General features: G+C 57.2%; 19 protein-coding genes. 7 read left to right on the forward strand and 12 right to left on the reverse strand.

What is annotated here, in order from left to right; genetic code table 11:
* Window positions 1-306 precede the first annotated feature (306 nt).
* Window positions 307-1,860 carry an ABC-F family ATP-binding cassette domain-containing protein gene (locus ABVS15_RS00535; protein ID WP_369281853.1) on the forward strand — a complete coding sequence of 518 codons (1,554 nt, stop codon included), beginning with the start codon at window positions 307-309 and terminating at the stop codon, window positions 1,858-1,860.
* Window positions 1,861-2,027: 167 nt separating this feature from the next.
* Here ABVS15_RS00535 and ABVS15_RS00540 read toward each other — a convergent pair whose 3' ends face one another.
* Window positions 2,028-2,759 carry a 5-bromo-4-chloroindolyl phosphate hydrolysis family protein gene (locus ABVS15_RS00540; RefSeq protein ID WP_369281854.1) on the reverse strand — a complete coding sequence of 244 codons (732 nt, stop codon included), beginning with the start codon at window positions 2,757-2,759 and terminating at the stop codon, window positions 2,028-2,030.
* Window positions 2,760-3,493: 734 nt separating this feature from the next.
* Here ABVS15_RS00540 and ABVS15_RS00545 point away from each other — a divergent pair.
* Together ABVS15_RS00545 and ABVS15_RS00550 are read left to right on the forward strand one after the other, a co-directional pair.
* Complete coding sequence (locus tag ABVS15_RS00545) at window positions 3,494-4,081, forward strand: hypothetical protein (RefSeq protein WP_369281855.1); 588 nt, start codon at window positions 3,494-3,496, stop codon at window positions 4,079-4,081.
* 191 nt (window positions 4,082-4,272) lie between these two features.
* Entirely contained in the window at window positions 4,273-4,533 is a 261-nt protein-coding gene (locus tag ABVS15_RS00550) for a hypothetical protein (protein ID WP_369281856.1), read from the forward strand.
* A 173-nt stretch (window positions 4,534-4,706) separates the two neighbouring features.
* Here the strand turns inward: ABVS15_RS00550 and leuS are convergent, their stop codons facing one another.
* The 10 genes from leuS to smc form a co-directional block, all read right to left on the reverse strand.
* Window positions 4,707-7,133: a leucine--tRNA ligase gene (gene leuS, locus ABVS15_RS00555; RefSeq protein ID WP_369281857.1), complete on the reverse strand. Its 2,427-nt coding sequence runs from the start codon at window positions 7,131-7,133 to the stop codon at window positions 4,707-4,709.
* A 422-nt stretch (window positions 7,134-7,555) separates the two neighbouring features.
* Window positions 7,556-7,915 (reverse strand): ribosome silencing factor, encoded by a 360-nt coding sequence (gene rsfS, locus ABVS15_RS00560; RefSeq protein ID WP_312634621.1) that lies wholly within the window; start codon window positions 7,913-7,915, stop codon window positions 7,556-7,558.
* An 84-nt stretch (window positions 7,916-7,999) separates the two neighbouring features.
* On the reverse strand, window positions 8,000-9,583 hold the full coding sequence (locus ABVS15_RS00565) for an LCP family protein (protein ID WP_369281858.1): 1,584 nt from the start codon (window positions 9,581-9,583) through the stop codon (window positions 8,000-8,002).
* A gap of 10 nt (window positions 9,584-9,593) precedes the next feature.
* Window positions 9,594-10,787, reverse strand: a complete 1,194-nt coding sequence (gene yqeK / locus ABVS15_RS00570; protein WP_369281859.1) for a bis(5'-nucleosyl)-tetraphosphatase (symmetrical) YqeK — start codon at window positions 10,785-10,787, stop codon at window positions 9,594-9,596.
* A 27-nt stretch (window positions 10,788-10,814) separates the two neighbouring features.
* A complete protein-coding gene (locus ABVS15_RS00575) occupies window positions 10,815-11,147 on the reverse strand; it encodes a YhbY family RNA-binding protein (RefSeq protein WP_293010617.1) in 333 nt (110 codons plus the stop codon).
* 172 nt (window positions 11,148-11,319) lie between these two features.
* On the reverse strand, window positions 11,320-11,919 hold the full coding sequence (locus ABVS15_RS00580) for an XTP/dITP diphosphatase (protein WP_369281860.1): 600 nt from the start codon (window positions 11,917-11,919) through the stop codon (window positions 11,320-11,322).
* Window positions 11,920-11,921: 2 nt separating this feature from the next.
* Window positions 11,922-12,638, reverse strand: coding sequence for a ribonuclease PH (gene rph, locus ABVS15_RS00585; RefSeq protein ID WP_369281861.1), 717 nt, complete (start codon window positions 12,636-12,638; stop codon window positions 11,922-11,924).
* A gap of 14 nt (window positions 12,639-12,652) precedes the next feature.
* Window positions 12,653-13,531 (reverse strand): signal recognition particle-docking protein FtsY, encoded by an 879-nt coding sequence (ftsY, locus tag ABVS15_RS00590; protein WP_369281862.1) that lies wholly within the window; start codon window positions 13,529-13,531, stop codon window positions 12,653-12,655.
* Between the two features lie 19 nt (window positions 13,532-13,550).
* Window positions 13,551-13,787, reverse strand: coding sequence for a hypothetical protein (locus tag ABVS15_RS00595; protein ID WP_369281863.1), 237 nt, complete (start codon window positions 13,785-13,787; stop codon window positions 13,551-13,553).
* Window positions 13,788-13,800: 13 nt separating this feature from the next.
* On the reverse strand, window positions 13,801-17,376 hold the full coding sequence (gene smc / locus ABVS15_RS00600; RefSeq protein ID WP_369282195.1) for a chromosome segregation protein SMC: 3,576 nt from the start codon (window positions 17,374-17,376) through the stop codon (window positions 13,801-13,803).
* Window positions 17,377-17,577: 201 nt separating this feature from the next.
* Between smc and ABVS15_RS00605 the strand changes: the two genes are divergently transcribed.
* Entirely contained in the window at window positions 17,578-18,159 is a 582-nt protein-coding gene (locus ABVS15_RS00605) for a helix-turn-helix domain-containing protein (RefSeq protein ID WP_369281864.1), read from the forward strand.
* 72 nt (window positions 18,160-18,231) lie between these two features.
* Here ABVS15_RS00605 and ABVS15_RS00610 read toward each other — a convergent pair whose 3' ends face one another.
* Window positions 18,232-18,996, reverse strand: a complete 765-nt coding sequence (locus tag ABVS15_RS00610) for a ClpP family protease (RefSeq protein WP_369281865.1) — start codon at window positions 18,994-18,996, stop codon at window positions 18,232-18,234.
* Window positions 18,997-19,119: 123 nt separating this feature from the next.
* Here ABVS15_RS00610 and proB point away from each other — a divergent pair, with 123 nt between their 5' ends.
* From proB to proC, 3 genes are all read left to right on the forward strand, one after another.
* Window positions 19,120-19,914 carry a glutamate 5-kinase gene (gene proB / locus ABVS15_RS00615; protein WP_369281866.1) on the forward strand — a complete coding sequence of 265 codons (795 nt, stop codon included), beginning with the start codon at window positions 19,120-19,122 and terminating at the stop codon, window positions 19,912-19,914.
* A 22-nt stretch (window positions 19,915-19,936) separates the two neighbouring features.
* Window positions 19,937-21,187 carry a glutamate-5-semialdehyde dehydrogenase gene (locus ABVS15_RS00620; RefSeq protein ID WP_369282196.1) on the forward strand — a complete coding sequence of 417 codons (1,251 nt, stop codon included), beginning with the start codon at window positions 19,937-19,939 and terminating at the stop codon, window positions 21,185-21,187.
* 63 nt (window positions 21,188-21,250) lie between these two features.
* Complete coding sequence (gene proC, locus ABVS15_RS00625) at window positions 21,251-22,054, forward strand: pyrroline-5-carboxylate reductase (protein WP_369281867.1); 804 nt, start codon at window positions 21,251-21,253, stop codon at window positions 22,052-22,054.
* Window positions 22,055-22,095: the final 41 nt, after the last annotated feature.

The following is a 22,095-nucleotide window of genomic DNA, read 5'->3' on the forward strand; positions in this document are numbered from 1 at the left end:
AATCCGCAGAAGGGCCGCCAATAAAATTGGCGGCCCTTTTTCACTTTGCCTTGATAAAGGCTACGCAATATACCAATTTTTCCAAAGCCCCGCTTCTCCTGCATATTTGTTTTGCATGCTTGACGTTCTCCTTTTGCAGCATGAACATAACACGAAGCTCGGCAGACTGGAATGATTATATTGGGAAAAAGGGGCGGTGGGGACAGAAGATTTTGCAGACTGCCCCATGCGCGGTTGCATTTTGCGCAAAATCCCGTTAAGATAATAAAACCACGCAATCTGCGAGAAAAAATTGAGGGAACAAACATGAGTATCTTGACAGTCAGTCATGTCAGTCACGGCTTCGGGGCCAGACAGATTTTAAAAGACGCGTCCTTCCGCTTGCTCAAAGGCGAGCATATCGGCCTTGTGGGCGCAAACGGCGAAGGAAAGACCACCTTTTTAGACATTATCACCGGCAAGCGCATGCCAGACGAGGGAACCGTGGAGTGGTGTAACCACATCACAACAGGGTATCTGGATCAGTTCAGCGTACTGGAGAAAGGAAAGACCATCCGCGATATTCTCCGCTCCGCCTTTGCACCCATGTACAAGCTGGAGCAGGAGCTGCTGGCAAATTATGACCAAATGGGCGAGTGCGAGGGTGATGCGCTGGAGAAGCTGATGGAGGATGTGGGCGAAATTCAGGAGATTCTGGAGCAGTCCGGTTTCTACGTGATAGATTCCCGCATTGAGGAGTATGCCAACGGTCTGGGGCTGGGGGACATCGGACTGGAACGGGATGTCAGTGAGTTGTCCGGCGGCCAGCGGGCAAAGGTGCTTTTGACGAAGCTGCTGCTGGAAAACCCAATGATCCTGATTCTGGACGAGCCGACTAATTTTCTGGATGAGAACCACATCGCGTGGCTGAAACGGTTCCTGCAGAACTACGAGAACGCCTTCATTCTGGTATCCCACGATACTCCGTTCCTCAACGATGTGGTCAATGTGATCTATCATGTGGAGAACACCGCGCTGACCCGCTACTCCGGCAACTATGAGCAGTTTCAGGCACTCTATGACATCAAAAGCCATCAGCTGGAACAGGCGTATGTAAAGCAGCAGAAGGAGATTGCCCAGCTAGAGGACTTTGTGGCCCGCAATAAGGCCCGTGCCGCCACCGCCACGCTGGCGCGGAGCCGGCAGAAGCGGCTGGACAAGATGGATGTCATTGAACTTGGGAAGGACAAGCCCAAGCCTGTCTTCTCTTTCACACCTGCCCGTACCCCTAGCCGCGAGGTCATCGTAGCCAAGCAACTGGTGCTGGGTTACAGCGAGCCGCTGACCCGTCCCGTGGATGTGACGGTGGAGCGCAACCAGAAAATCGCCATCCGCGGTGTCAATGGTCTGGGAAAATCCACGCTACTGAAAACTTTGCTGGGCCTGATTCCGCCGGTGTCCGGGACGGTGGAGCTGGGTCAGTTTGCCGATGTGGGATACTTTGAGCAGGAGGAGCGGGGCAACGACAACACGGCGCTGGTGGAGATCTGGCAGGAATTCCCCCAAATGAGCAACGGTGAGGTGCGGGGCGCGCTGGCGCGCTGCGGCCTGACCACCGAGCATATTACCACGCAGATGCGGGTGCTCTCTGGTGGCGAGAACGCGAAGGTTCGGCTTTGCAAGCTGATGCTGCGCCCCATGAATCTACTGGTGCTGGACGAACCCACCAACCATCTGGATGTGGACGCGAAGGACGCCCTGCGGGACGCCATCCGTGATTACAAGGGTACCATGCTGCTGGTGAGCCACGAACCGGAGTTTTACAGCGATCTGGTCACACAGGTGTGGAACGTCGAGGAGTGGACAACGAAGCTGATTTGATTTCGCATAAATAAATTGCGAAATTCGTACAGGAACCTTCGTGTCGGACCGTAATGTAACGGTCATGATTTTTTGCGGCAATATCCTGTACAAGGGAATCTATCGCTCATTCGTCTAGACCTTAGGCCCGGCTTGTTTCCTTTGAGTAAAGTTTGTTCTCTAATAATTCAACGACCCAGCGTGAATTCATTATTTAATAGTCCGTCCCTTATCATCACTGATTCAAGAACATCAATATCGCTCGTAACATCTATAACATCATCAATTGCCAAGGCGTCTAGCTGCTTTTCAAATCCCAAAACCAGTTTTTCAATTATGGTTTCAATTTCTTTTCTTAAATCAGATACGTTTTGGCTTGTACCGTATTCCTCGTATTGAGAATATTTATCGAGCAATTTTAATGTAGTGGGAAGATAATAGCTAACAAACATATTCACCTTACTTGACTTTTCCGGTTCTCTTTCAATAATCTCAAAAATATGTGTAGTAATCAGTTCTATTCGTGATATTTTTTCCGAGATATCTTCATTTAATATATTTTCGTTCAACTTGTGAATTCTTACCAAAGTGTTTGTGTATTCGTCCGCGCATTCCGAAGGCGGGATAGTCTTTTTTATATCAGTCGCTTTTTCGCTATTCTTTTCGTCTGCAAAGAATATAGCACCAGTATTGTGTAAATTAGCCCACTTCTTTTTGCTTTTTTGCAGTATAAGTATACCTCCAGTAAAAATTAAAAGATAGAAGAATATTCCAAAAATTCTATTAGAAACACTATCAGCAGTGCCAAGGGCGATCGCCCCAACTCCTCCAATAACGATTAAAAAGACGGCAATGGAAAAGGCTAACTTTAAAAAATATATCGCTTTATGCTTTTTTAATATTTTTTTCTTATTAACCAAAACAATTTCCTCATTTCAAGATAATTAATTATGAGTAGCTCAACAGCGCCAATGTGGATAATATGCTTCTTAGTTTAATAAACATAATGGGAAGTAATGTGTTTGTTTCTGATGCAAGTCTTATGGTCAGGTAATCACTTTAATTCGCAGCGGGCTTCCACGATTTCCTCAATGTTAAGTTCATACCCAGCAGTCATGCGGCTTCAGAGACTTTCATGAAGAATTAGAGATTTATAAAATTTAGGGGACGTGTCACAATTCCTAATTTCATGAAAAACCCTCCATAGTAGTAACATTATAACATTTACTTTTTAAAAACACAAATTTTTTGGTAAATACGCCCAATATTTTAGAGTTTTGTCCACTTCAAAGTCGACTTGCCTGCATTGGTCGTCTTTTCCCGGCAGGTGCAGAGCCAAACCGGCCCCCTTTTTGACAGATACGATTTCTGTCCATCCCATGCCTTTATAGAAGTTTTTAAACAGGATTCACACACTTGCTATCACAACTGAATCCATAATTATATAATCAATCCTCATGCTTTAACACCATTTGGAAAATATTGTAACGTCTTTGAACTTTTTAACGTCTTAATAGTATGTAGGGAATTGAAAACCGGCGATCCCACGTCTCCGGGGCACGAAAGGAGCAGTCCGATGCAGTAAACTTGCAGCAACTATTTCGCAATATCTCTGTTCTGCAAATTTTTTACAAAATGAGAAAAGAGGTATACCATGAAACGGAAAATGATGAGTTTGGCTCTGGCGCTGGTTATCAGCCTGTCCCTGTGTGTTCCGGCTTTGGCCGCAGAGTCTGCGGAAAGAATCGAGCATCTTTCTACAAACTCTATTATTACTTATATTCCATCTATTTCCCCCAGAGCAAATGATCCCACCCATTACACGTACATTTTTACAAATGTTCGCTGCACAACTCAACACATCGAAAAGGTTGTGGCGGGGCCAGCATCCAATGCTAATTACCCTAGTGAAGGTACTTGGCCGCACTTGACATACTCAAAAGGCGTGTCGACGACTTTCAGCGGTTCTATCTCTGCTCAAATAACAATTCCCTCAAACATAATTGAGGCAAATATATCGGTGAATGCAGGCAAAAGTGCATCGGTTACCAATACGGAAAGTATCGATTATGCTATCCCCTATCGATACAAAGCTTCAATTGTCTGTTATGTTAATCGCCAATATTACACATTCCACTGCGTCGTACAAAATCTTGCCGGAATTACAATCAGTGAGTTCGATGGCAACTGCACAGGAGGCGTCTACAACTCAGGGTATGATGTCAGTTTAGTTAGAATTTAACCACTTTTCAAACATCATTGGCAACCGTTAATATCGGTGTGGAGCATTTTTTCCAAGGAAAAAACGCTCCACACCTCGGACAATCTGATACATATTTCGAAGTTGCTTTTATAAGAAATATATTTTCTAACAACTATATTTTAAAATAAAAATGTTTCATTTTTTATAATAATAACACAAGGAGAAAAACGATGATTTGCATAATATGTGCAATGGCAATGATCGGTGCCCTGTGTACTGCCACTGGGGGAATTGGCATAAATCTTATTTATGCCGCCGCAATAAATCGTGAGGCATACAGTAATCAATCATTTATGCCTGCCATTCAAGTAATTGCCATGACAAGAGCATCAAATATTCTATTCTTCGACATCGGCTTAATCGTTGCCGGTATTTTAATTATATCTCTCTCACTCTATTTTGGTTTTAAATATATGAGCAAAACCAAGTAAAATAACGTCTCTTTTGTGGACGGATCACTCGCCTTTATTCATTAATATAGGCGTGAAAAAACTGGTTCAAGTAAAGCACAAGACCATTTAAAAATAAGTACAGTTTCTAAGCCAAACACCTACGTAAAAGGGAATGGGTACAGTTGTACCCATTCCCTTTTGCAAACAACAGCTTAGCGCGGCTTTACAATCAGATTGATGAGGCGGTTTTTTACATAGATGGTCTTGACAATCTCCATGCCCTCCACGGCCTTTTGCACCTTTTCCACTTCCAACGCGGCGGTCTTCACCGCCTCCTCGTCGCAATCGGCGGGGAGCACCACGGTACCCTTCAGCTTCCCGCCCACCTGTACCGCCATCTCCACGGTGGCGGCGGCGGTTTTGCTTTCGTCAAAGGCGGGCCACGGCTGCGCGCAGGCCATGCCGCCCGTCATCCCGGCAAAGCCCAGACTCTCCCACAGCTCCTCCGTAATATGGGGCGCGAAGGGACTGAGCAGCAGCAGCAGATATTTTATGTCGCCCCGGCTGGCGCCGTTGGCGTAGAACTCGTTCACCAAGGTCATCATGGCAGAGATGGCGGTGTTCATCTTCAGCTCATCGATGTCCTCCGTCACCTTCTTAATGGTTTTGTGAATCATCGACTCGTTGGCGGGGGTCACTTCGTAGCTGTCGGAGGCGGACTCCGCCAGATTCCACACCCTATCCAAAAAGCGCTTGGAACCCTTCACCGCCTCGTTGGACCAGGAGACGGCCTTTTCAAAGTCGCCGATGAACATGATGTGCAGGCGCATGGTGTCCGCGCCGTACTGCTCCACAATGTCGTTGGGATTCACCACGTTGCCCCGGGACTTGGACATTTTCTCGCCGCCCTCGCCCAAAATCATGCCGTGGCTGGTGCGCTTCTGATACGGCTCCTTGGTGGGGACCACGCCGATGTCGTAGAGGAACTTGTGCCAGAACCGGCTGTACAGCAGGTGGAGCGTGGTGTGCTCCATGCCGCCGTTGTACCAGTCCACCGGGGACCAATAGTCCAGCGCTTCCTTGGAGGCCAGCGCGTTTTCATTGTGGGGGTCCATATACCGCAGAAAATACCAGCTGGACCCGGCCCACTGGGGCATGGTGTCCGTCTCCCGCCGGGCGGGGCCGCCGCAATGGGGGCAGGTGGTTGCCACCCAGTCGGTCATGGCTGAGAGGGGGCTTTCGCCGTCCTCTGTCGGCTCGTAATTCTCCACGTTGGGCAGCACCAGGGGAAGCTGCTCCTCCGGCAGGGGTACCCAGCCGCACTTTTCGCAGTGGACCATGGGAATCGGCTCGCCCCAATACCGCTGGCGGGAGAACACCCAGTCCCGCAGCTTATAGTTGGTCTTGGCCTGACCGATGCCCTTTTCCACCAGCCAGTCCTTCATGGCGGGGATGGCTTCCTTCACAGTCAACCCGTCCAAGAAGCCCGAGTTCACCATGATGCCGGTGTCGTCCTTCAGGGCAAAGGCTTCTTTCGTAATGTCGCCGCCCCGGACCACCTCCACGATGGGAAGGTTAAACTTGGTGGCAAACTCCCAGTCGCGCTGGTCGTGGCCCGGCACGCCCATGACGATGCCAGTACCGTAGGTGATCAGCACGTAATCGGAGACGAACACAGGGATTTTCGCACCTGTAACGGGGTGAACGGCGGAGATGCCCTCCAGCCGCACGCCGGTTTTTTCCTTATTCAGTTCCGTGCGCTCCAGATCGGACTTGCGGGCTGCCGCGTCCATGTAGGTCGCAACCTCGTCCCAGTTTTTGATCTGGTCCTTCCACTTTTTAAGATACTCATGCTCCGGGGACAGGACCATATAGGTCACGCCGAACAGCGTGTCGCACCGGGTGGTGTATACCGTCAGCTTATCTCCGTTGTCGGCGGTGAAGTCCACCTCCGTGCCCTCGGACCGGCCAATCCAGTTGCGCTGCTGGATTTTCACCCGCTCGATATAGTCCACATCGTCCAGATCGTCAATCAGGCGCTGGGCATACTCGGTAATTTTCAGCATCCACTGGCTCTTCTCCTTGCGAACCACGGCGCTGCCGCAGCGCTCGCACACGCCCTCAACCACCTCTTCGTTGGCCAGCACGCACTTGCAGGAGGTACACCAGTTGACAGGCATAGTGGATTTATAGGCAAGCCCCTTTTTAAACATCTGGAGGAAAATCCACTGGGTCCACTTGTAGTAGCTTGAGTCGGTGGTGTCCACCTCCCGATCCCAGTCGAAGGAGTAGCCAAGGGACTGAATCTGGCTGCGGAAATTGGCGATATTGTCCTCCGTCACCTTCCGGGGATGGATGTGCATTTTGATGGCGTAGTTCTCCGTAGGCAGACCAAACGCGTCAAACCCGATGGGGAACAACACGTTATAGCCCTGCATCCGCTTTTTGCGGCAGATGATATCCATGGCGGTATAGGGCCGGGGATGGCCCACATGGAGCCCCTGCCCGGAGGGATAGGGGAACTCAATCAGCCCGTAGAACTTGGGCTTAGAGGTGTCGCCGTTCACGGCGGCGAAAGGCTTTTCCGTCTTCCATCGCTCCTGCCACTTTTTTTCAATGCCGGTAAAATCGTATTTCATTTTACAAGACCGTTCCTTTCTCATGTTTGCCCCGGTCGGGCAACGAAAAAAATACGCCCCTGACCGCAGCGGTCAGGGGCGTTGTGACGCGATACCACCCTGATTCAGCCGCCAGTCGCCCGGTCGGCCCTCTCGGGTCCCGAAACGGCGGCAGGCCCGGAATCCCGGCCAACGCCGCAAACCCGCCCGCGCCCTCTCGGACCATCAGCCTGTAACGGGGCCGCCCGCCCCGCCCTACTCTTCTTCAGGCGGGAAACTCCGGGACCAGTTATCCACGGACCTTCTCCACCGGCTCGCACCAGCCGCCGGCTCTCTGAGGCAGAAAAACCCGTCTTTTATCCCATCAACGTTTTTGAACACCGCTATTTTACGGGGGTTTTCCCTTTTTGTCAAGGAAAATCCGCAGTCCACCCCAAGGCGGCTCAGTCCCGGGTCAAAACCTCCGTCAGATCCAGCCGCTTGCCGTCCCGCCACAGGCGCTCCAAATCGTAAAATTCCCGGGCCTCCTGAGAAAACACGTGCACAGTCACGCAGCCGTAATCCAGAAGCACCCATGTTCCGTCCCGATAGCCCTCCCGGCGCAGGGGCGTCTCTCCCTGCTCCTTCAGCCGCTTCTCCACCGCATCGCACAGGGCGTTGATCTGGGTGTTTGAGGTACCGGTTGCGATGACGAAATAGTCTGCCAGCGTGGTCAGGTCCGCAATCTCAATGGCGGAAATCTCTCCGCCCTTTTTCTCGTCCAGCGCCGAAACGGCACTGATTGCAATTTCCTTTGGTGTCATGCATCTCTTCCTTTCAAATTGGGGCCGCCTGAAAACGCGGCAATTTTAACTGGTTCCGGGGCGCAAAGCGCCCTTGTCTCCTTGTCACTCGGCCAGACCGGACGGCACCTCGGTGACCTCCGGCGGGACAAATACCCCTTCGTCCGGTGGAGTAACCGTACCGGGGTCTGGCGTCCCCGGTGTCGTCGTGCCGGGGTCCGGCGTACCGGGGGTAGTCGTTCCTGGGTCTGTCGTACCGGGCGTGGTGGTTCCCGGGTCCGTCGTGCCGGGAGTGGTGGTCCCGGGCGTTGTCGTGCCGGGGCCTGTGGTTCCCGGGTCCGTTGTGCCGGGGGTGGTGGTGCCGGGCGTTGTTGCTCCGGAGCCGTCCTCCGGCGTGACGGGCAGGCCCGTCTCCGGATCGACAGGATTTCCGTCCCCATCCGTCACCGACTGCTCGGGTTCTTTCGTATCGGTCTTTTGGCCATAGAGAAGCACCGGGGCCTTTGCGGCTCTGGAGTCCTCCACATGGCCGGTGGAGGAGCTGACGGAGCCGTCAGCGTTCACACTCATAATATCCAGATCCTTAAGGGTAAATACCTCCGTAAAGGGGCTGAGGCTGTTGTTCACCAAGTCCAGAAGCTCCTTGGCGTTGGGTACCACATAGGACTGCCAGTTGTTCTTCCCCACCTGTCTGCTGACCGAGGGGCTATAACAGGATTTCATGGTATTGGGCATGGTGACAAACTCCACATTCTCCATGCTCAGTCCGCCCATAATGGCGGACTTTCCAAACCAGAACAGATTCTGCACGCTGAGGTCGGTTTCCACGTTCTCCTGAAAAATTTTGGAGAACTGGTTGATCTTCCCCACATTTTTCACCTGCAAAAGCTGCTCGATCACCGCCTTCAAAAACGCTTGCTGGGTTTTGATACGGCCCAGATCCCCGTCGGCATAGCCGTATTTCATATTGTTATCGTGACGGTAGCGGATGACGCCCATGGCCTGCTCGCCGTTCAGCAGCTGATCGCCCTTTTGGATATGAATAGACAAATCCTGATAGGGGTCTTCATAGTTCATGTTCCGGGGCACGTCGAACTGGACCCCGCCGATGGCGTCCACAAGCTTGCCCACCGCATCCCACTCGATAATCACCTGATAGTCCGGCTCAAAGCCCACAAGCTGGGAAATTTCCTGATAGACCTTTTTGACGCCCTTGTCGCCTCCTCCGTAATAATTGTATACGGAGTTGATGCGCTTGATGTCCCAGGACACGTTTACCATGGTGTCCCGTGGAATATTCATCACGGTGAGTTTCTGGTTCGTCACGTCGTAGCTGGCCAGCATCATGGTGTCCGTGTTGCCGCCGCCGCCGGTGTCCCGGCCCATCACCAGAACCGTGTAATAATCCTTGCTTTTGCGGGTCCCGTCACTGCGGGGACGCATGCCATCGCCATAGTCGTCGTCCTCCTCCTGAGAGGAAGTCGGGTCCTCCTTCTGGTGCAGCTCCGGCTTGACAAACACCGCCCGATAAGCCAGCGTCACAGACAGCACCGCCGCCAGTACGCACGCCAGCGCAATGAGGCCCCTTTGGGTCCCCGTCAGTCGATGCCTTTTTGTTTTTCCTTCCGTTTTTGCGGGGCAGGCCTTTTCTTCCCACCGCTTGCCCGGGCCTTTCTTTTTCTCGTTCATCGTTTGCCTTTCAGTTTCCTTTCAGATACTCCACTGCCTCCAGCGTGGCGCTGTGGACGGGATTTCCCATCTCGCGCATCTCCTGGACCGTCATGGTAAGGCCCAGCAGCAGCCCTTTGTCCAAATCCTCGTCGCAGGCCGCGCGCAGCGCATCCACGCCGGGAAAGCTGCGGGTGGGCTCGATGTAATCCGCCAGATACATAATTTTTTCCAGAAGCGTCATCCCAGCGTGACCAGTTGTGTGCCAGAAAATGGCTGTGTAAATCTCGTCGTCCACGCCGAACACGTCCCGGGCAATCGCCGCGCCGGTCTTGGCATGAAGCAGCTTCAGCGCCTTACGCTCCAGCTCGTCCATGGGGATGTCGTACTGCCGGCAAAGGGCCGATTGCTCTTCCATCCTCAGCTTTTTCGTGCAGTCGTGCAGCAGGGCCGCCACCCGGGCCTTGTGGACGTCCGCGCCATATCGCAGGGCCAGACGGATGGCCGCCTGCTCCGTGCCCAGCACATGGGGGATTCGGCTGTGGCTCAGATAGCTCAGCGCCACGGGCCGGAGCTGGTTGAGGTGCAGCGCACGCAAATCCGCATTTGTCCCATACAGCCTGTCCCGCAGAATCAGTCCGTATACCGCCGGGGCAAGATACCGGCTTCCGCCGCCAGCCGCCAGTTTGTCCCGCAGGTCCGTGGAGGAGATGTCCACCACGCCGGGGACCGTGAGGGTGAAAATGCGGGCGGAGGGATACTTATGATAGAGATACTCCCGCTGGGGCGCGAACAGCTCCTCCGTGTCGGCTTCCGACCGGCCGAAGGCCGCGATTCCCGCCAAGGCGAGAATGCGCTCCGGCTCGTGCCAGAGGTGAAGCGTCAGAAACATATCCGTCCCCATCAAAAGCCACAGCTCGTCGTCCGGATACAGTGACCGGACGGCCTCCAGCGTATCCGCCGTGTAGCTGGTTCCGCCCCGGCGCAGCTCAAGGTCCAGCGTCTCCACCCTGTCTCCAAGCCCCGTCTGCTCTCCCGCAAGGCGTGTCAGCTCCAAACGCTGCTCCGCCGTGGGGCTGCCGGTGGGCAAGGGCTTGTGAGGTGGAAGACTGTCGGGTATCAGCAGAAGCTTATCCAGCTTCAGCAGCTCAAACACCGCCCGCGCCGCCGTGATATGGCCCAAATGAGGCGGGTTAAAGGTCCCGCCGTAAATGCCAATCCGCATGTGCGCTTCCCCCTTGCGTCTTCAAAATCAAGCCTTGCGCTCCCTGCGGGGCTTGTCTTTCACCAGAGCAATCCGCTTGTCCTTGGGCTTGGAGTGGGTTTCCCGGTAGAGCACAAACTTGCTCCCGATGACCTGCACCGGCTCGCTGCGGGTGGGCAGCGTCAACTGGTCGCAGGCCTCCCTCGCAGTAAGCAGGGAATTTTCCAAAACCCGGCCCTTCACCAGCTCCCGCGCTTCCAGCGCTTCATTTGCCTGCTGGATGACCGCCTCGGTCACGCCCTCCTTGCCGATGTGCAAAATCGTGTCGATGGTATTTGCCATGCCGCGCAGCTGCGCGCGCTGTTTACTTGTCAGTTCCATAAATTTCAGATAATCTCCCCTAAGCTTGATTTTTATATTTCTATGACAGACGCAGGAATTTGTCAATAAGTTTCCCGAATTTCCAAAAATCTTTTTTCAACGCACAAATTTCAAAGAGCGAAGCTCCGTCCGCGCGGCATGTGCTTTTCCCGCCTGGCGCTTGACTGGGTTCTCACTTTCCGAGGTACGCCCTCAGCTCCTCGGCAAACGCCCGCAAAGCCTTGCCGCGGTGGGAAACTTCGGCCTTTTCCGCATCCGTCATCTGGCCGAAGGTCTTGGCCTTTTCCGGCACCAAAAACACCGGGTCATAGCCAAAGCCGCCGTCTCCGATGGGGGCAAAGGCAATCGCCCCGTCACACCGGCCCGCCACCGTCAAAGTATCCCCATTGGGAAACGCGCAGGCCACGGCGGTTTCAAAGTGAGCCGAGCGGGTAGGCACGCCCCGCATGGAGTTTAAAAGCAGCATATACCGCCCCCGGTCGTCCAGCTCCGGGCCGCCATACCGGGCAGAGTAAACCCCCGGTCCTCCGTTCAGCGCGTCCACGCACAGGCCCGAATCGTCCGCGATGGCGGGCAGGCCCGCCGCAGCACACACAGCCTTTGCCTTAAGCATGGCATTTTCCGCGAAGGTTTCGCCCGTCTCCTCCACGTCCACATGCAGCCCCAGCTCTGCGGGGCTGACCACATCCACCCCCAGAATTTCCAGAATGGCGGCCATCTCCCGGAGCTTGCCGGGGTTTTGTGTCGCCAGCACAAACTTCGCCTGTTCCATCTTCATCCTCCCAGCGCGGCCTGCTGCATGGCCCCAAGCTCCCGGATTCCCTTGGCGCACAGGTCCACCAGCTTCCGCTGCTCTTCTATGGTAAAGGCCCGGCCCTCGCCGGTGCCCTGCACTTCCACCAGCGCCCCATCTCCTGTCATCACGCAGTTCAAATCCACCTGCGCGGATGAGTCCTCCTCGTAGCACAGGTCCAGCAGCAGCTGGTCCTTCACGATTCCGGCGGACACCGCCGCCACGGAGGTTTTCAGGGGATTTTGCCTGAGCGCACCCTCCTTCATCAGCCTGCGCACCGCAAGCGCAAGGGCCACGTAGCCGCCGGTAACGCTGGCTGTGCGGGTCCCACCGTCGCCCTGAAGCACGTCGCAGTCCACGGTGATGGTCCGCTCTCCCAGCTTGGTCATATCCACGGCGGCCCGGAGGGACCGGCCCACCAGCCGCTGGATTTCCGCGCTGCGGGGGGACAGCTTCAGCTTGGAGATATCCCGTTTAGACCGATCCCGGTTGGCACGGGGCAGCATGCTGTATTCCGCCGTTACCCAGCCGGTTCCCTCCGGCACATGGAACGGGGCGCGCTCCTCCACGCTGGCGCAGCAGAGCACCTTGGTATTTCCGCAGGTAATCAGGCAGCTTCCTTCCGGAAACTCCACAAAATCAGTTGTAATTGTCACAGGCCGCAGCATATCAAAGGCCCGTCCGTCGATTCTGGTCATGGCTGTTCTCCTTTTTATATGATGGCCTCCACGTATTCCTTCGCGTCGAAGGGGCGCAGATCGTCAATTCCCTCACCCAGACCCACAAATTTCACGGGTACGCCCAGCTCTTTTGCAATGGCGATGACGATGCCGCCCTTGGCCGTGCCGTCCAGCTTGGTGAGGACGATGCCGGTAAGCCCCGCCGTCTCCCGGAAGCCCCTCGCCTGAATCAGGCCGTTTTGCCCGGTGGTGGCATCCAGCACCAACAGTGTTTCCCGGCTGGCTCCGGGACACTCCCGGTCAATGATTTTTGAGAGCTTCGCCAGCTCCTTCATGAGGTTTTCCTTGTTGTGGAGCCGCCCGGCGGTGTCGCACAGCACAGCGTCCACATTCCGGGCCTTGGCGGCGGAAAGTGCGTCAAACAGCACCGCACCGGGGTCCGCCCCCTCGCCGGAGCGCACCAGCTCGCACTCGGCCCGCTCTGCCCAGATTTGAAGCTGGTCGGCAGCGGCGGCGCGGAAGGTATCCGCCGCGCAGAAGAGGACCCGCTTGCCCTCCTCCTTCATGCGGTGGCCCAGCTTGCCGATGGATGTGGTTTTCCCCACGCCGTTCACGCCGATGAACAGCACCACGGCGGGCTTCTCTTCCAGATTGAGGGCAGTATCGCCCACATTCAGCATCTCGGCCAGAATTTCCCGCAGGGCGGCGCGCACCGCCGTTTCGCCGGAGACGCCCTCCCGCTTCATTTTGGACCGGAGACGCTCCACCGCCTCGGCGGAAGTTTCCACGCCCAGATCCGCCAGAATGAGACTTTCCTCCAAATCGTCGAAAAACGCCTCGTCGTCAGGGGAAATGGCATAGCCGGTGATGTCCTCCTGCCAAATTTTTTTCAGTTTGCTGAAAAAGCCCATAGTACCCGTCCTTTAAAATTTATTCAATCACTTCGCCGCAGTGGGGGCAATGCTTTCCGGGCCGGAAACGCCGCCCCAGCCACCGCTTACAGCTGGGGCAACGGAAGAAAATGATTTCCAGCACCAGCACGGACACCACCAGTGCCACCCCGGCATACCTCAGAGGATCGTTATTCAGCATTCCTCCCGCCAGCACCACGGTGCATCCCAGCGCCGCCACTGCAATTACCAGCAGATTTTTCTTTTTAGCGGACATCGTCTGTCCCTCCTCATTTGATGTTCAATTCCTTTGCCATGTCGTTGAGATTGATGGTCAGAATTTTGCTCACGCCCTGCTCCTGCATGGTCACGCCGTAAAGCACGTCGGCTTCCTCCATGGTGCCGCGGCGGTGGGTGATGACGATAAACTGCGTCTTCCCCGCAAGGGTGCGCATGTACCGGGCGTATCGGCTGACGTTGGCGTCGTCCAGCGCCGCCTCGATCTCGTCCATCACGCAAAAGGGCGTGGGATGTACTTTCAGTATGGAGAAATACAGCGCGATGGCCACGAACGCCTTTTCTCCGCCGGAAAGAAGGGAAATGGTCTTCAAAGTTTTTCCCGGCGGCTGGGCCTTAATTTCAATGCCGCAGTTTAAAATGTCGCTCTCGTCCTCCAGCTCCAGCGTGGCCTGCCCGCCGCCGAACAAATCCACGAAGGTAGACTGGAAGCTCTCGCTCAAAAGCTTGAACTGCTGGGAGAAAATCCCGGTCATCTCGCGGGTCAACTCTTCAATCACCCGCCGGATTTCACTTCCGGCCTTCTCCACGTCGTCCCGCTGCTCGCTGAGGTAGGTATAGCGGGTGTTCACCCGGTCGAATTCCTCGATGGCCCCGATATTGGGCGTACCCAGCGCGGAAATCTCCCGCTTCAGCTCGCCGATGCGGCGGTTGGCTTTCGAGCGGCTCTCCAGCTCCACCCGCTGGGCCTGCGCATCGGAATGGCTCAGCTCGTAGTGTTCCCACAAACGGTCCAAAATCTGCTTTTCCTCCAGCGCGCCTGTGGCCATTTTCTGCTCCAGCCGGCTGGCGGTGCGCTCTAAATCCAGCAGATGCTCGTTCATCTCCTGCCCGGCGCGGCTCTTGGCGGTGCGCTCCGCTTCCAGCGCGATTTTCTCCCGGTCCAGCGCCGCAAGGCGGTCCCGCAGGGCCTGTCCCTGTTCGCGCAATGCCTGCGCCTGCGCCTGCCTCGCCGCGATTTCTTCCTCCGCACGGGCAATGGCCGCCCGGCCCGTTTCCAGCGTCTCCTCCCGTACCGAGCGGTCGCCGGAGAGGTCAGTTTTCAGGCTCTGCAAGTCCTCCGCACGAAGAGCCGCGCCCTCCCGCTCCGCCCGCAGGGCGGCAAGATGGGACTTCCGTGCGCTGACCGATTCGCTCAGCTCTCCCGCACGGGCCAAAAGCTCCGTCTGCCCGGAAAGCTGCTCGTCTGCCCTGGAACGGAGGGCTGCGGCCTCGGCCTCTGCGGCGGCAATATTCGCCGCCGCTTTCGCCCCCCGGCGGTCGCACTCCGTCAGGCGGCCGGAAAGGGCCTCGCACTCGCCCTCCAGAGTTTCAAGGCTTGCACGCAGACTTTGAAGCAAAATGTCAAAGTGGCTCTGCCGCCCCTCCAGACGAAGGACCTCGTCCTCCGCCGCCCGCTGCTGGCTCTGCGCCGTCTCCAGCTCATACCGGGCTTTTTCCAGCTCCCGGTTCAGCTCCTCTGCCTCAGCCTTTGCTTCACTCAGGCGGCGGTTCAGCGTCTCCGCTTTTCCGTGAAGCTCCTTCAACTCCGCCGCCCGACTCAAAACGCCTGCGCTGCGGCTGACACTGCCGCCGGTCATGGAGCCGCCCCGGTTCATCACCTGTCCGTCCAGCGTGACGATCCGAAAACGGTTTCCATACTTCCTTGCCATGGCGATGCCGCAGTCCAAGTCCTCCGCCACCACGGTGCGGCCCAAGAGATTTCGGAAAATGCCCGCATACTGCGGGTCGTATTCCACCAGCCCGGAAGCAAGGCCCACGTAGCCGTATTCCCGCTCCAGGCCGCTTTCCCGCAGCTCGTCGCCCCGGATGGCGGACAGGGGCAGGAAGGTGGCTCGTCCCGCGTCCCGCTGCTTTAAAAAGCCGATGGCGGCCTTTGCGTCCTCTTCCCGGTCCACCACAATGTTCTGAAGTCCTGCGCCCAAGGCGATTTCGATGGCCACGGAGTATTTCCGCTCCACGCTCATCAGCCCCGCCACCGGCCCGCGAATCCCCCGCAGGCTGCTTTGGGCCTGACACACCAGACGGACGGCCTTGGAAAAGCCCTCGTACTCCTTTTCCATCTCCGTCAGCAGCCGGATACGGTTGTCCAGCGCCCCGGCGTCCATGGTCAGCTTGTTCGCTTTCTCCGCCGCTTCCCCGGCTTTGCGCTGCCGCTCCTCCATTTTCATGGTATGGCCCGCGATGATATTGGCAACGGCACCGGCCTCGTCCCGGGCGTCTTCCAGCGCGCGGCGGTTGGTCTTGGCCTCGCTGCCTGTCTGGTCCAGCCGCTCCCGGGCACTTGCAAGCTCCGTCTCCGATGCGGCCCGGCGCTCTGAAATCTGGGCGCGCTCCGCCGCCGCCGCCGAGGCCTCCGCCCGCGCGTCCGCAGCGGCGGACACTGCCAGCGTCTCCTTGGCCCGCAGGCGTTCTGCCTCGGTCAGCTTGCCCTCCGCCGTCTGTGACGCCTCCCGGGCCTGCGCCAGCAGGGCTTCCAGCGTCGCGGACTCTTCGGCAATCTGTCGGTCAATCTCCGCGATGCGCTCGGCCTGCTCCTCAATTTGCCGACTCAGGCCGTCCGCCCGATTCTCCTGATCCCGCAGCTCCCGCTCCACCCGGTCAATGTTCTCCCGATGGTGGGCGGCGGTGGTTTTCAGCACGGCCACGGCGGATTCCTGCTCGGCCGCCAGCGCGTCCTGCTCCCCGGCCTGCGTTCGCAGGCTTTCCGCCTCCATGTCCTTTTCCCGCATCCGCTGACCATATTGCTCACCCTCGGCGTACAGCGCGTCCAGTTGGACCCGGGCCTCGTCCCGTGCGGCCTCGGCGGCACGGAAGTCGCTCTCCAGCTTTCTGGCCCCGGCCTTCAGCGCATCCAGATCCTCCAGCCAGGTGGAAATCTCCAAATTTCGCAGCTCATCCCGGAAAATCAGGTATTTCTTCGCCTTCTCTGCCTGATCGCGCAAAGGCTCCACCTGCAATTCAAGCTCCGCGATCTTGTCGTTGATGCGCACCAGATTTTCGTCCGTGCGCTGGAGCTTGCGCTCCGCCTCCTCCTTGCGGTGGCGGTATTTGGAAATACCTGCGGCTTCCTCGAAAATCTCCCGGCGGTCGCCGCTTTTGGTGGACAGGATCTCATCAATCTTACCCTGTCCGATAATAGAATACCCCTCCCGGCCCATGCCGGTGTCCAGAAACAGCTCCGTCACGTCCTTCAGCCGGACGGACTGGCGGTTGATGTAATATTCGCTCTCCCCGCTGCGGTAGTACCGCCGGGTGACGGCCACCTCGGCCTCCTCCATGGCGGGGAAAATGTGCTCCGTATTGTCCAGCACCAGCGTCACCTGCGCAAACCCCTGCTGGGGCCGCTTGGCAGTGCCGCCAAAAATCACGTCCTCCATCTTCGCGCCCCGCAGGCCCTTCACGCTCTGCTCTCCCATGACCCAGCGGATGGCGTCGGAGGTATTCGATTTTCCGGAGCCGTTGGGCCCCACAATGGCGGTGATGTCCTCGCCGAACTTCAAAACCGTTTTGTCGGGAAAGGATTTGAAGCCCTGAATTTCCAATGCCTTTAAGTACAATGAAGCCACCTCTGTCAATAGAGATACTGTAACTACTCTACTATATCAAAAAACCCGCTTATATTCAAGGTACAATTTGAGAACGCTGTGGGAGAGCCATTCCCCGAAGTGCTTCTGCCTTCAACTCTGCGGAGCGTAGGTTGCCAATCCGCCCCGAACGCGGTATTCTGCCCATAGCGGCAAATCCGATGAAAATGAGGAACACAATTGATGAATCACTATGTAACGGGCGGGACTATCCGGGAGCTGCGGGAGAAAAAGCAGCTTACCCAGCGCCAGCTTGCCCAGATGCTTTGCGTCAGCGATAAAACCGTTTCAAAATGGGAGACCGGCCGGGGCCTGCCGGACATCTCCCTGCTGGAGTCCTTGGCATCAGCCCTGAGCGTCTCGGTGGCGGAGCTTTTGAGCGGCGAATGCTTTGTCAACGCCAACCGCTCCGGAAATCTCCTGCGGAGCAAATTCTACGTCTGCCCCATCTGCGGAAACGTCCTGTGGGCCGCGGGTGAGGGCTCGTTTTCCTGCTGCGGCGTGAGCCTTCCGCCTCTGGAGGCCGAGGAACCGGACGAGGCCCACGGCCTGCGGGCGCAGCGGCTGGACGGCGAATGGTACGTAGAACTGGACCACCCCATGCGCAAGGACCACTTCATCAGCTTTTTCGCACTGGTGACGGATAACCGGGCGGAAATCGTCCGGCTTTACCCGGAGCAGAGCGCCGAGGCCCGCTTTTCCTATCGAAGCGGTACGCTTTACGCCTGCTGCAATCGCCACGGTCTGTTCCGCATCCGACTGTAAAAAACGCCGCGGGAGCGACTTCGCTCCCGCAGCATTTTTCTCTGTACCGTCTCAGACTGTTCCCCTCCGCTTTCAGGAGGAGCGCTTTTTTCTTCCCGATTTCGGCTTTATTTCTCCATACAGCCAATCCAGCGCGTCGGAGAGCGTGCCCACCTGATCAATGAGCCCCAGACCCACGGCTTCTTCTCCGTAAAGCACCGTGCCCACGTCTGCCGCCATTTCTCCGGTCTTCATCATCAGGGACAGGAATTTCTCCCGGTCGATGGCGCAGTTGCGGGTGACAAAGTCCACAATGCGGTCCTGTAACCGCTCAAAGTAATGATACGTCTGGGGTGCGGCAATCACCGTGCCGCTCATGCGGACGGGGTGAACCGTCATGGCTGCGGAGGGCACCGCAAAGCTCCGCTTTGCCGCCACCGCCAGCGGGATGCCGATGGAATGGCTTCCTCCGAGTACCAGAGACGCAGTGGGCTTGCCCATGCCCGCAATCAGCTCCGCAATGCCAAGCCCCGCCTCAATGTCGCCGCCCACGGTGTTGAGAAGAAACAGCACGCCGTCCACCTCGTCGGACTGCTCCAGCGCTGCCAGCAGCGGCATCACATGCTCGTATTTCGTAGCCTTTGTGTTGGGCGCGGCGGCCATGTGCCCCTCAATTTGCCCGATAATGGTGAGGCAGTGGAGACTTCCCCGCCGGGTTTTGGTGGTGACGGAGCCGCTGTCCACAATCTGCTGCTGCCACGTCTCCGGGGAGGTTCCGCCCTTGTCAGAACCGGTGTCCGAGCCGGTATCGGCCTCGTCTTCTTCCGTCTGCTTTTTTGTTTTTGTCTCTTCCGTCATGAAATCCCTCGCTTTCCGCACTAGCTTCTGCAAAAATTAGAAATTTACCCGGTTTCCTTTTGAAAAACGCCGTGATATAATGCTTCCATATATCATCATTCTCTTGAGGGGAGCTGACGGACTTTGAAGCAGCAGCGTATTGTGGTGAAGGTGGGCACCTCTACCCTCACCCACAACTCCGGCGCGTTGAACCTGCACCGCATCGAGCAGCTTGTGCGGGTTCTTTCGGATTTAAGCGGTATGGGCCATCAGGTGATTCTGGTGTCCTCCGGCGCCATTGCCGTGGGCGCGGCCCGGCTGAACATGCCTGAGCGGCCAAAGGAGCTGCGGCTTAAGCAGGCGGCAGCAGCGGTGGGCCAGTGCCGCATCATGCACATTTACGACAAGTTTTTTTCCGAGTATAACCGCACCGTCTCCCAGATTCTGCTGACGGGGGACGACGTGGACGATTCCGTTCGGGCGGAGCATCTCACCAGCACCTTCGGGGCGTTGCTGGAGATGCGTGTCATTCCCGTGGTGAATGAAAACGACTCCGTGTCCTCGGCGGAGATTGAAACCGGGCGGCACAAGGTTCTGGGCGACAACGACACGCTTTCCGCCATCGTGGCAAAGCTGTGCCGGGCGGACCTGCTGATTCTGATTTCGGACATCGACGGGCTGTACGACGCGGACCCCCACGCACATCCGGATGCAAAGCTTATCCGCCGGGTGGAGGCGCTGACACCGGAGATTCTGGAAATGGCGGGGGGCGCAGGCTCGTGGCGGGGCACCGGCGGCATGGCCACCAAGCTGTCTGCCGCCAAAATCGCCACAGAGGCAGGCTGCGACATGGTGATCACCAACGGAGATCGGACCGAGGACCTGTACGGCATCGTGGACGGCGCGGAAATCGGGACCAGATTTTTAGCTTTAAAATGAGGAGGCGCGGAGCATGGAACCTATGACAGCTTTAGAGCGGCAGGGCCAATTGGCCCGGACCGCCGGACGGGTGCTGGCCATTACCGGCACGGCGCAGAAAAACGCCGCGCTGGAGGCCATCGCCGAGCTTTTGACGAAAAAACAGGACCTGTGGCTTGCCGCCAACGCAGAGGACGTGTCCGCCGCAGCGGCGGCGGGGATGCGCCCCGCGATGTTGGACCGGCTGACGCTGACGAAGGACCGGATTGCCGGGATTGTGGAGGGCATCCGTCAGGTAGCAGCTCTGCCGGACCCCATCGGCACGGTGACAAAAATGGAAACCCGGCCCAACGGGCTGATTATCGGGCGGCGGCGGGTCCCCCTCGGGGTCATCGCCATTATCTACGAGGCCCGGCCCAACGTCACTGCCGACGCGGCGGCCCTGTGCCTGAAATCCGGCAACGCCTGCATTCTCCGGGGCGGGAAGGAGGCCATCCGCTCCAACCGGGCGGCGGTGGAGCTGATGCGCGCCGCTCTGGAAAGCGCGGGTCTGCCTGCGGACTGCATCTCACTGGTGCAGGACACCAGCCGCGACACGGCAAATGAGCTGATGCACCTGACGGAGTACGTGGATGTGCTGATTCCCCGTGGCGGCGCGGACCTGATTCGCGCCGTGTCCAAAAACGCCGCCGTCCCCGTCATCCGCACCGGCGAGGGCGTGTGCCACGTCTATATCGACAGCGAGGCGGACTTGGACATGGGCGCCAAAATCCTGTTCAATGCAAAATGCTCCCGCCCCTCCGTGTGCAACGCGGTGGAGTGCGTACTGGTGGCGGAGGACGTGGCGGGCACCTTTTTTGAAAAGGCCGTTCCCCTCCTGAAGGAAAAAAACGTAGAGCTGCGGTGCGACGAGGCCGCTCTGGCCCTCATCGGCGGAAACGCCGTCCCCGCCCGGGAAGAGGACTGGGACGCAGAATATGACGACTATATTCTGGCAGTCCGCGTTGTAAAGGACGCTGCGGAGGCTATTGATTTTATCAACGCCCACGGCACCGGCCACTCCGAGTCTATCATTACCAAAAATTATTTTACCGCCCAGCACTTCTTAAACGCGGTGGACGCAGCGGCGGTGTACGTCAATGCCTCCACCCGGTTTACGGATGGATTTGAATTCGGCCTTGGCGCGGAAATCGGCATCTCCACCCAGAAGATGCACGCCCGTGGTCCCATGGGCTTAGAGGAGCTGACCAGCTCCAAATACGTGATTTACGGCGAAGGTCAGATTCGGGAATAAGCGTTCCGGCCCCGGCGGATTGCTCCGCCGGGGCCGGGCGAATGTACGAAAGGTAGGAGCGTTATGGCAACTTACGGATTTATCGGCGTTGGAAACATGGGCGGGGCGCTGGCCCGAGCGGTATGCCGCACGGTGGAGCCGGATCAGGTGTTTCTCTCCAACCGCACCATGGCAAAGGCGGAGGCGCTGGCTGAAGAGCTGGGCTGCGGTACAGCAGACGGCGAGGCTGTGGCCGGGAGCGCGGACTTCATCTTTCTGGGCGTGAAGCCCCACATGATGAAAGGACTTTTGGCCGACATTGGCCCCGTCCTTGCCGCGCGGGAGACGCGGTTTATTCTGGTGAGCATGGCGGCGGGCCTGTCCATCGCGGACATTCAGGAACAGGCCGGAGATACCTACCCTGTGATTCGCGTCATGCCCAACACCCCTTGCTCCATTGGGGAGGGGATGACGCTGTATTCCCTCAGCGCCGACGTGTCCGCCCAAGAGGAGCAGGCCTTCCTTGCCGACATGGCCGGGGCGGGAAAATTTATCGCATTACCCGAACATATGATTGACGCAGGCAGCGCCGTCTCCGGCTGCGGCCCGGCGTTTATCTGCCTGTTTTTGGAGGCTTTGGCAGACGGCGGCGTGGCCTGCGGCCTGCCCCGGGCCACGGCCATGGAGCTGGCCGCCCAGACGCTGATCGGCACAGCCCGTTTGCAGCAGGAGAGCGGAACGCACCCCGGGGCGCTGAAGGACGCGGTTTGCTCCCCCGGCGGAACCACCATTCAGGGCGTTCGCGCGCTGGAGGAGGGCGGCTTCCGGGCGGCGGCAATGAATGCGGTCATCGCCGCGTATGAGAAGACCGCGGCTCTCAAACAGTGAGGTTCTGTACCATTTAGAGTTGAAATTGCTGTATCTTTACG

The organism is Oscillibacter sp. GMB15532, assembly GCF_041020825.1.
GTDB lineage: Bacteria > Bacillota > Clostridia > Oscillospirales > Oscillospiraceae > Oscillibacter.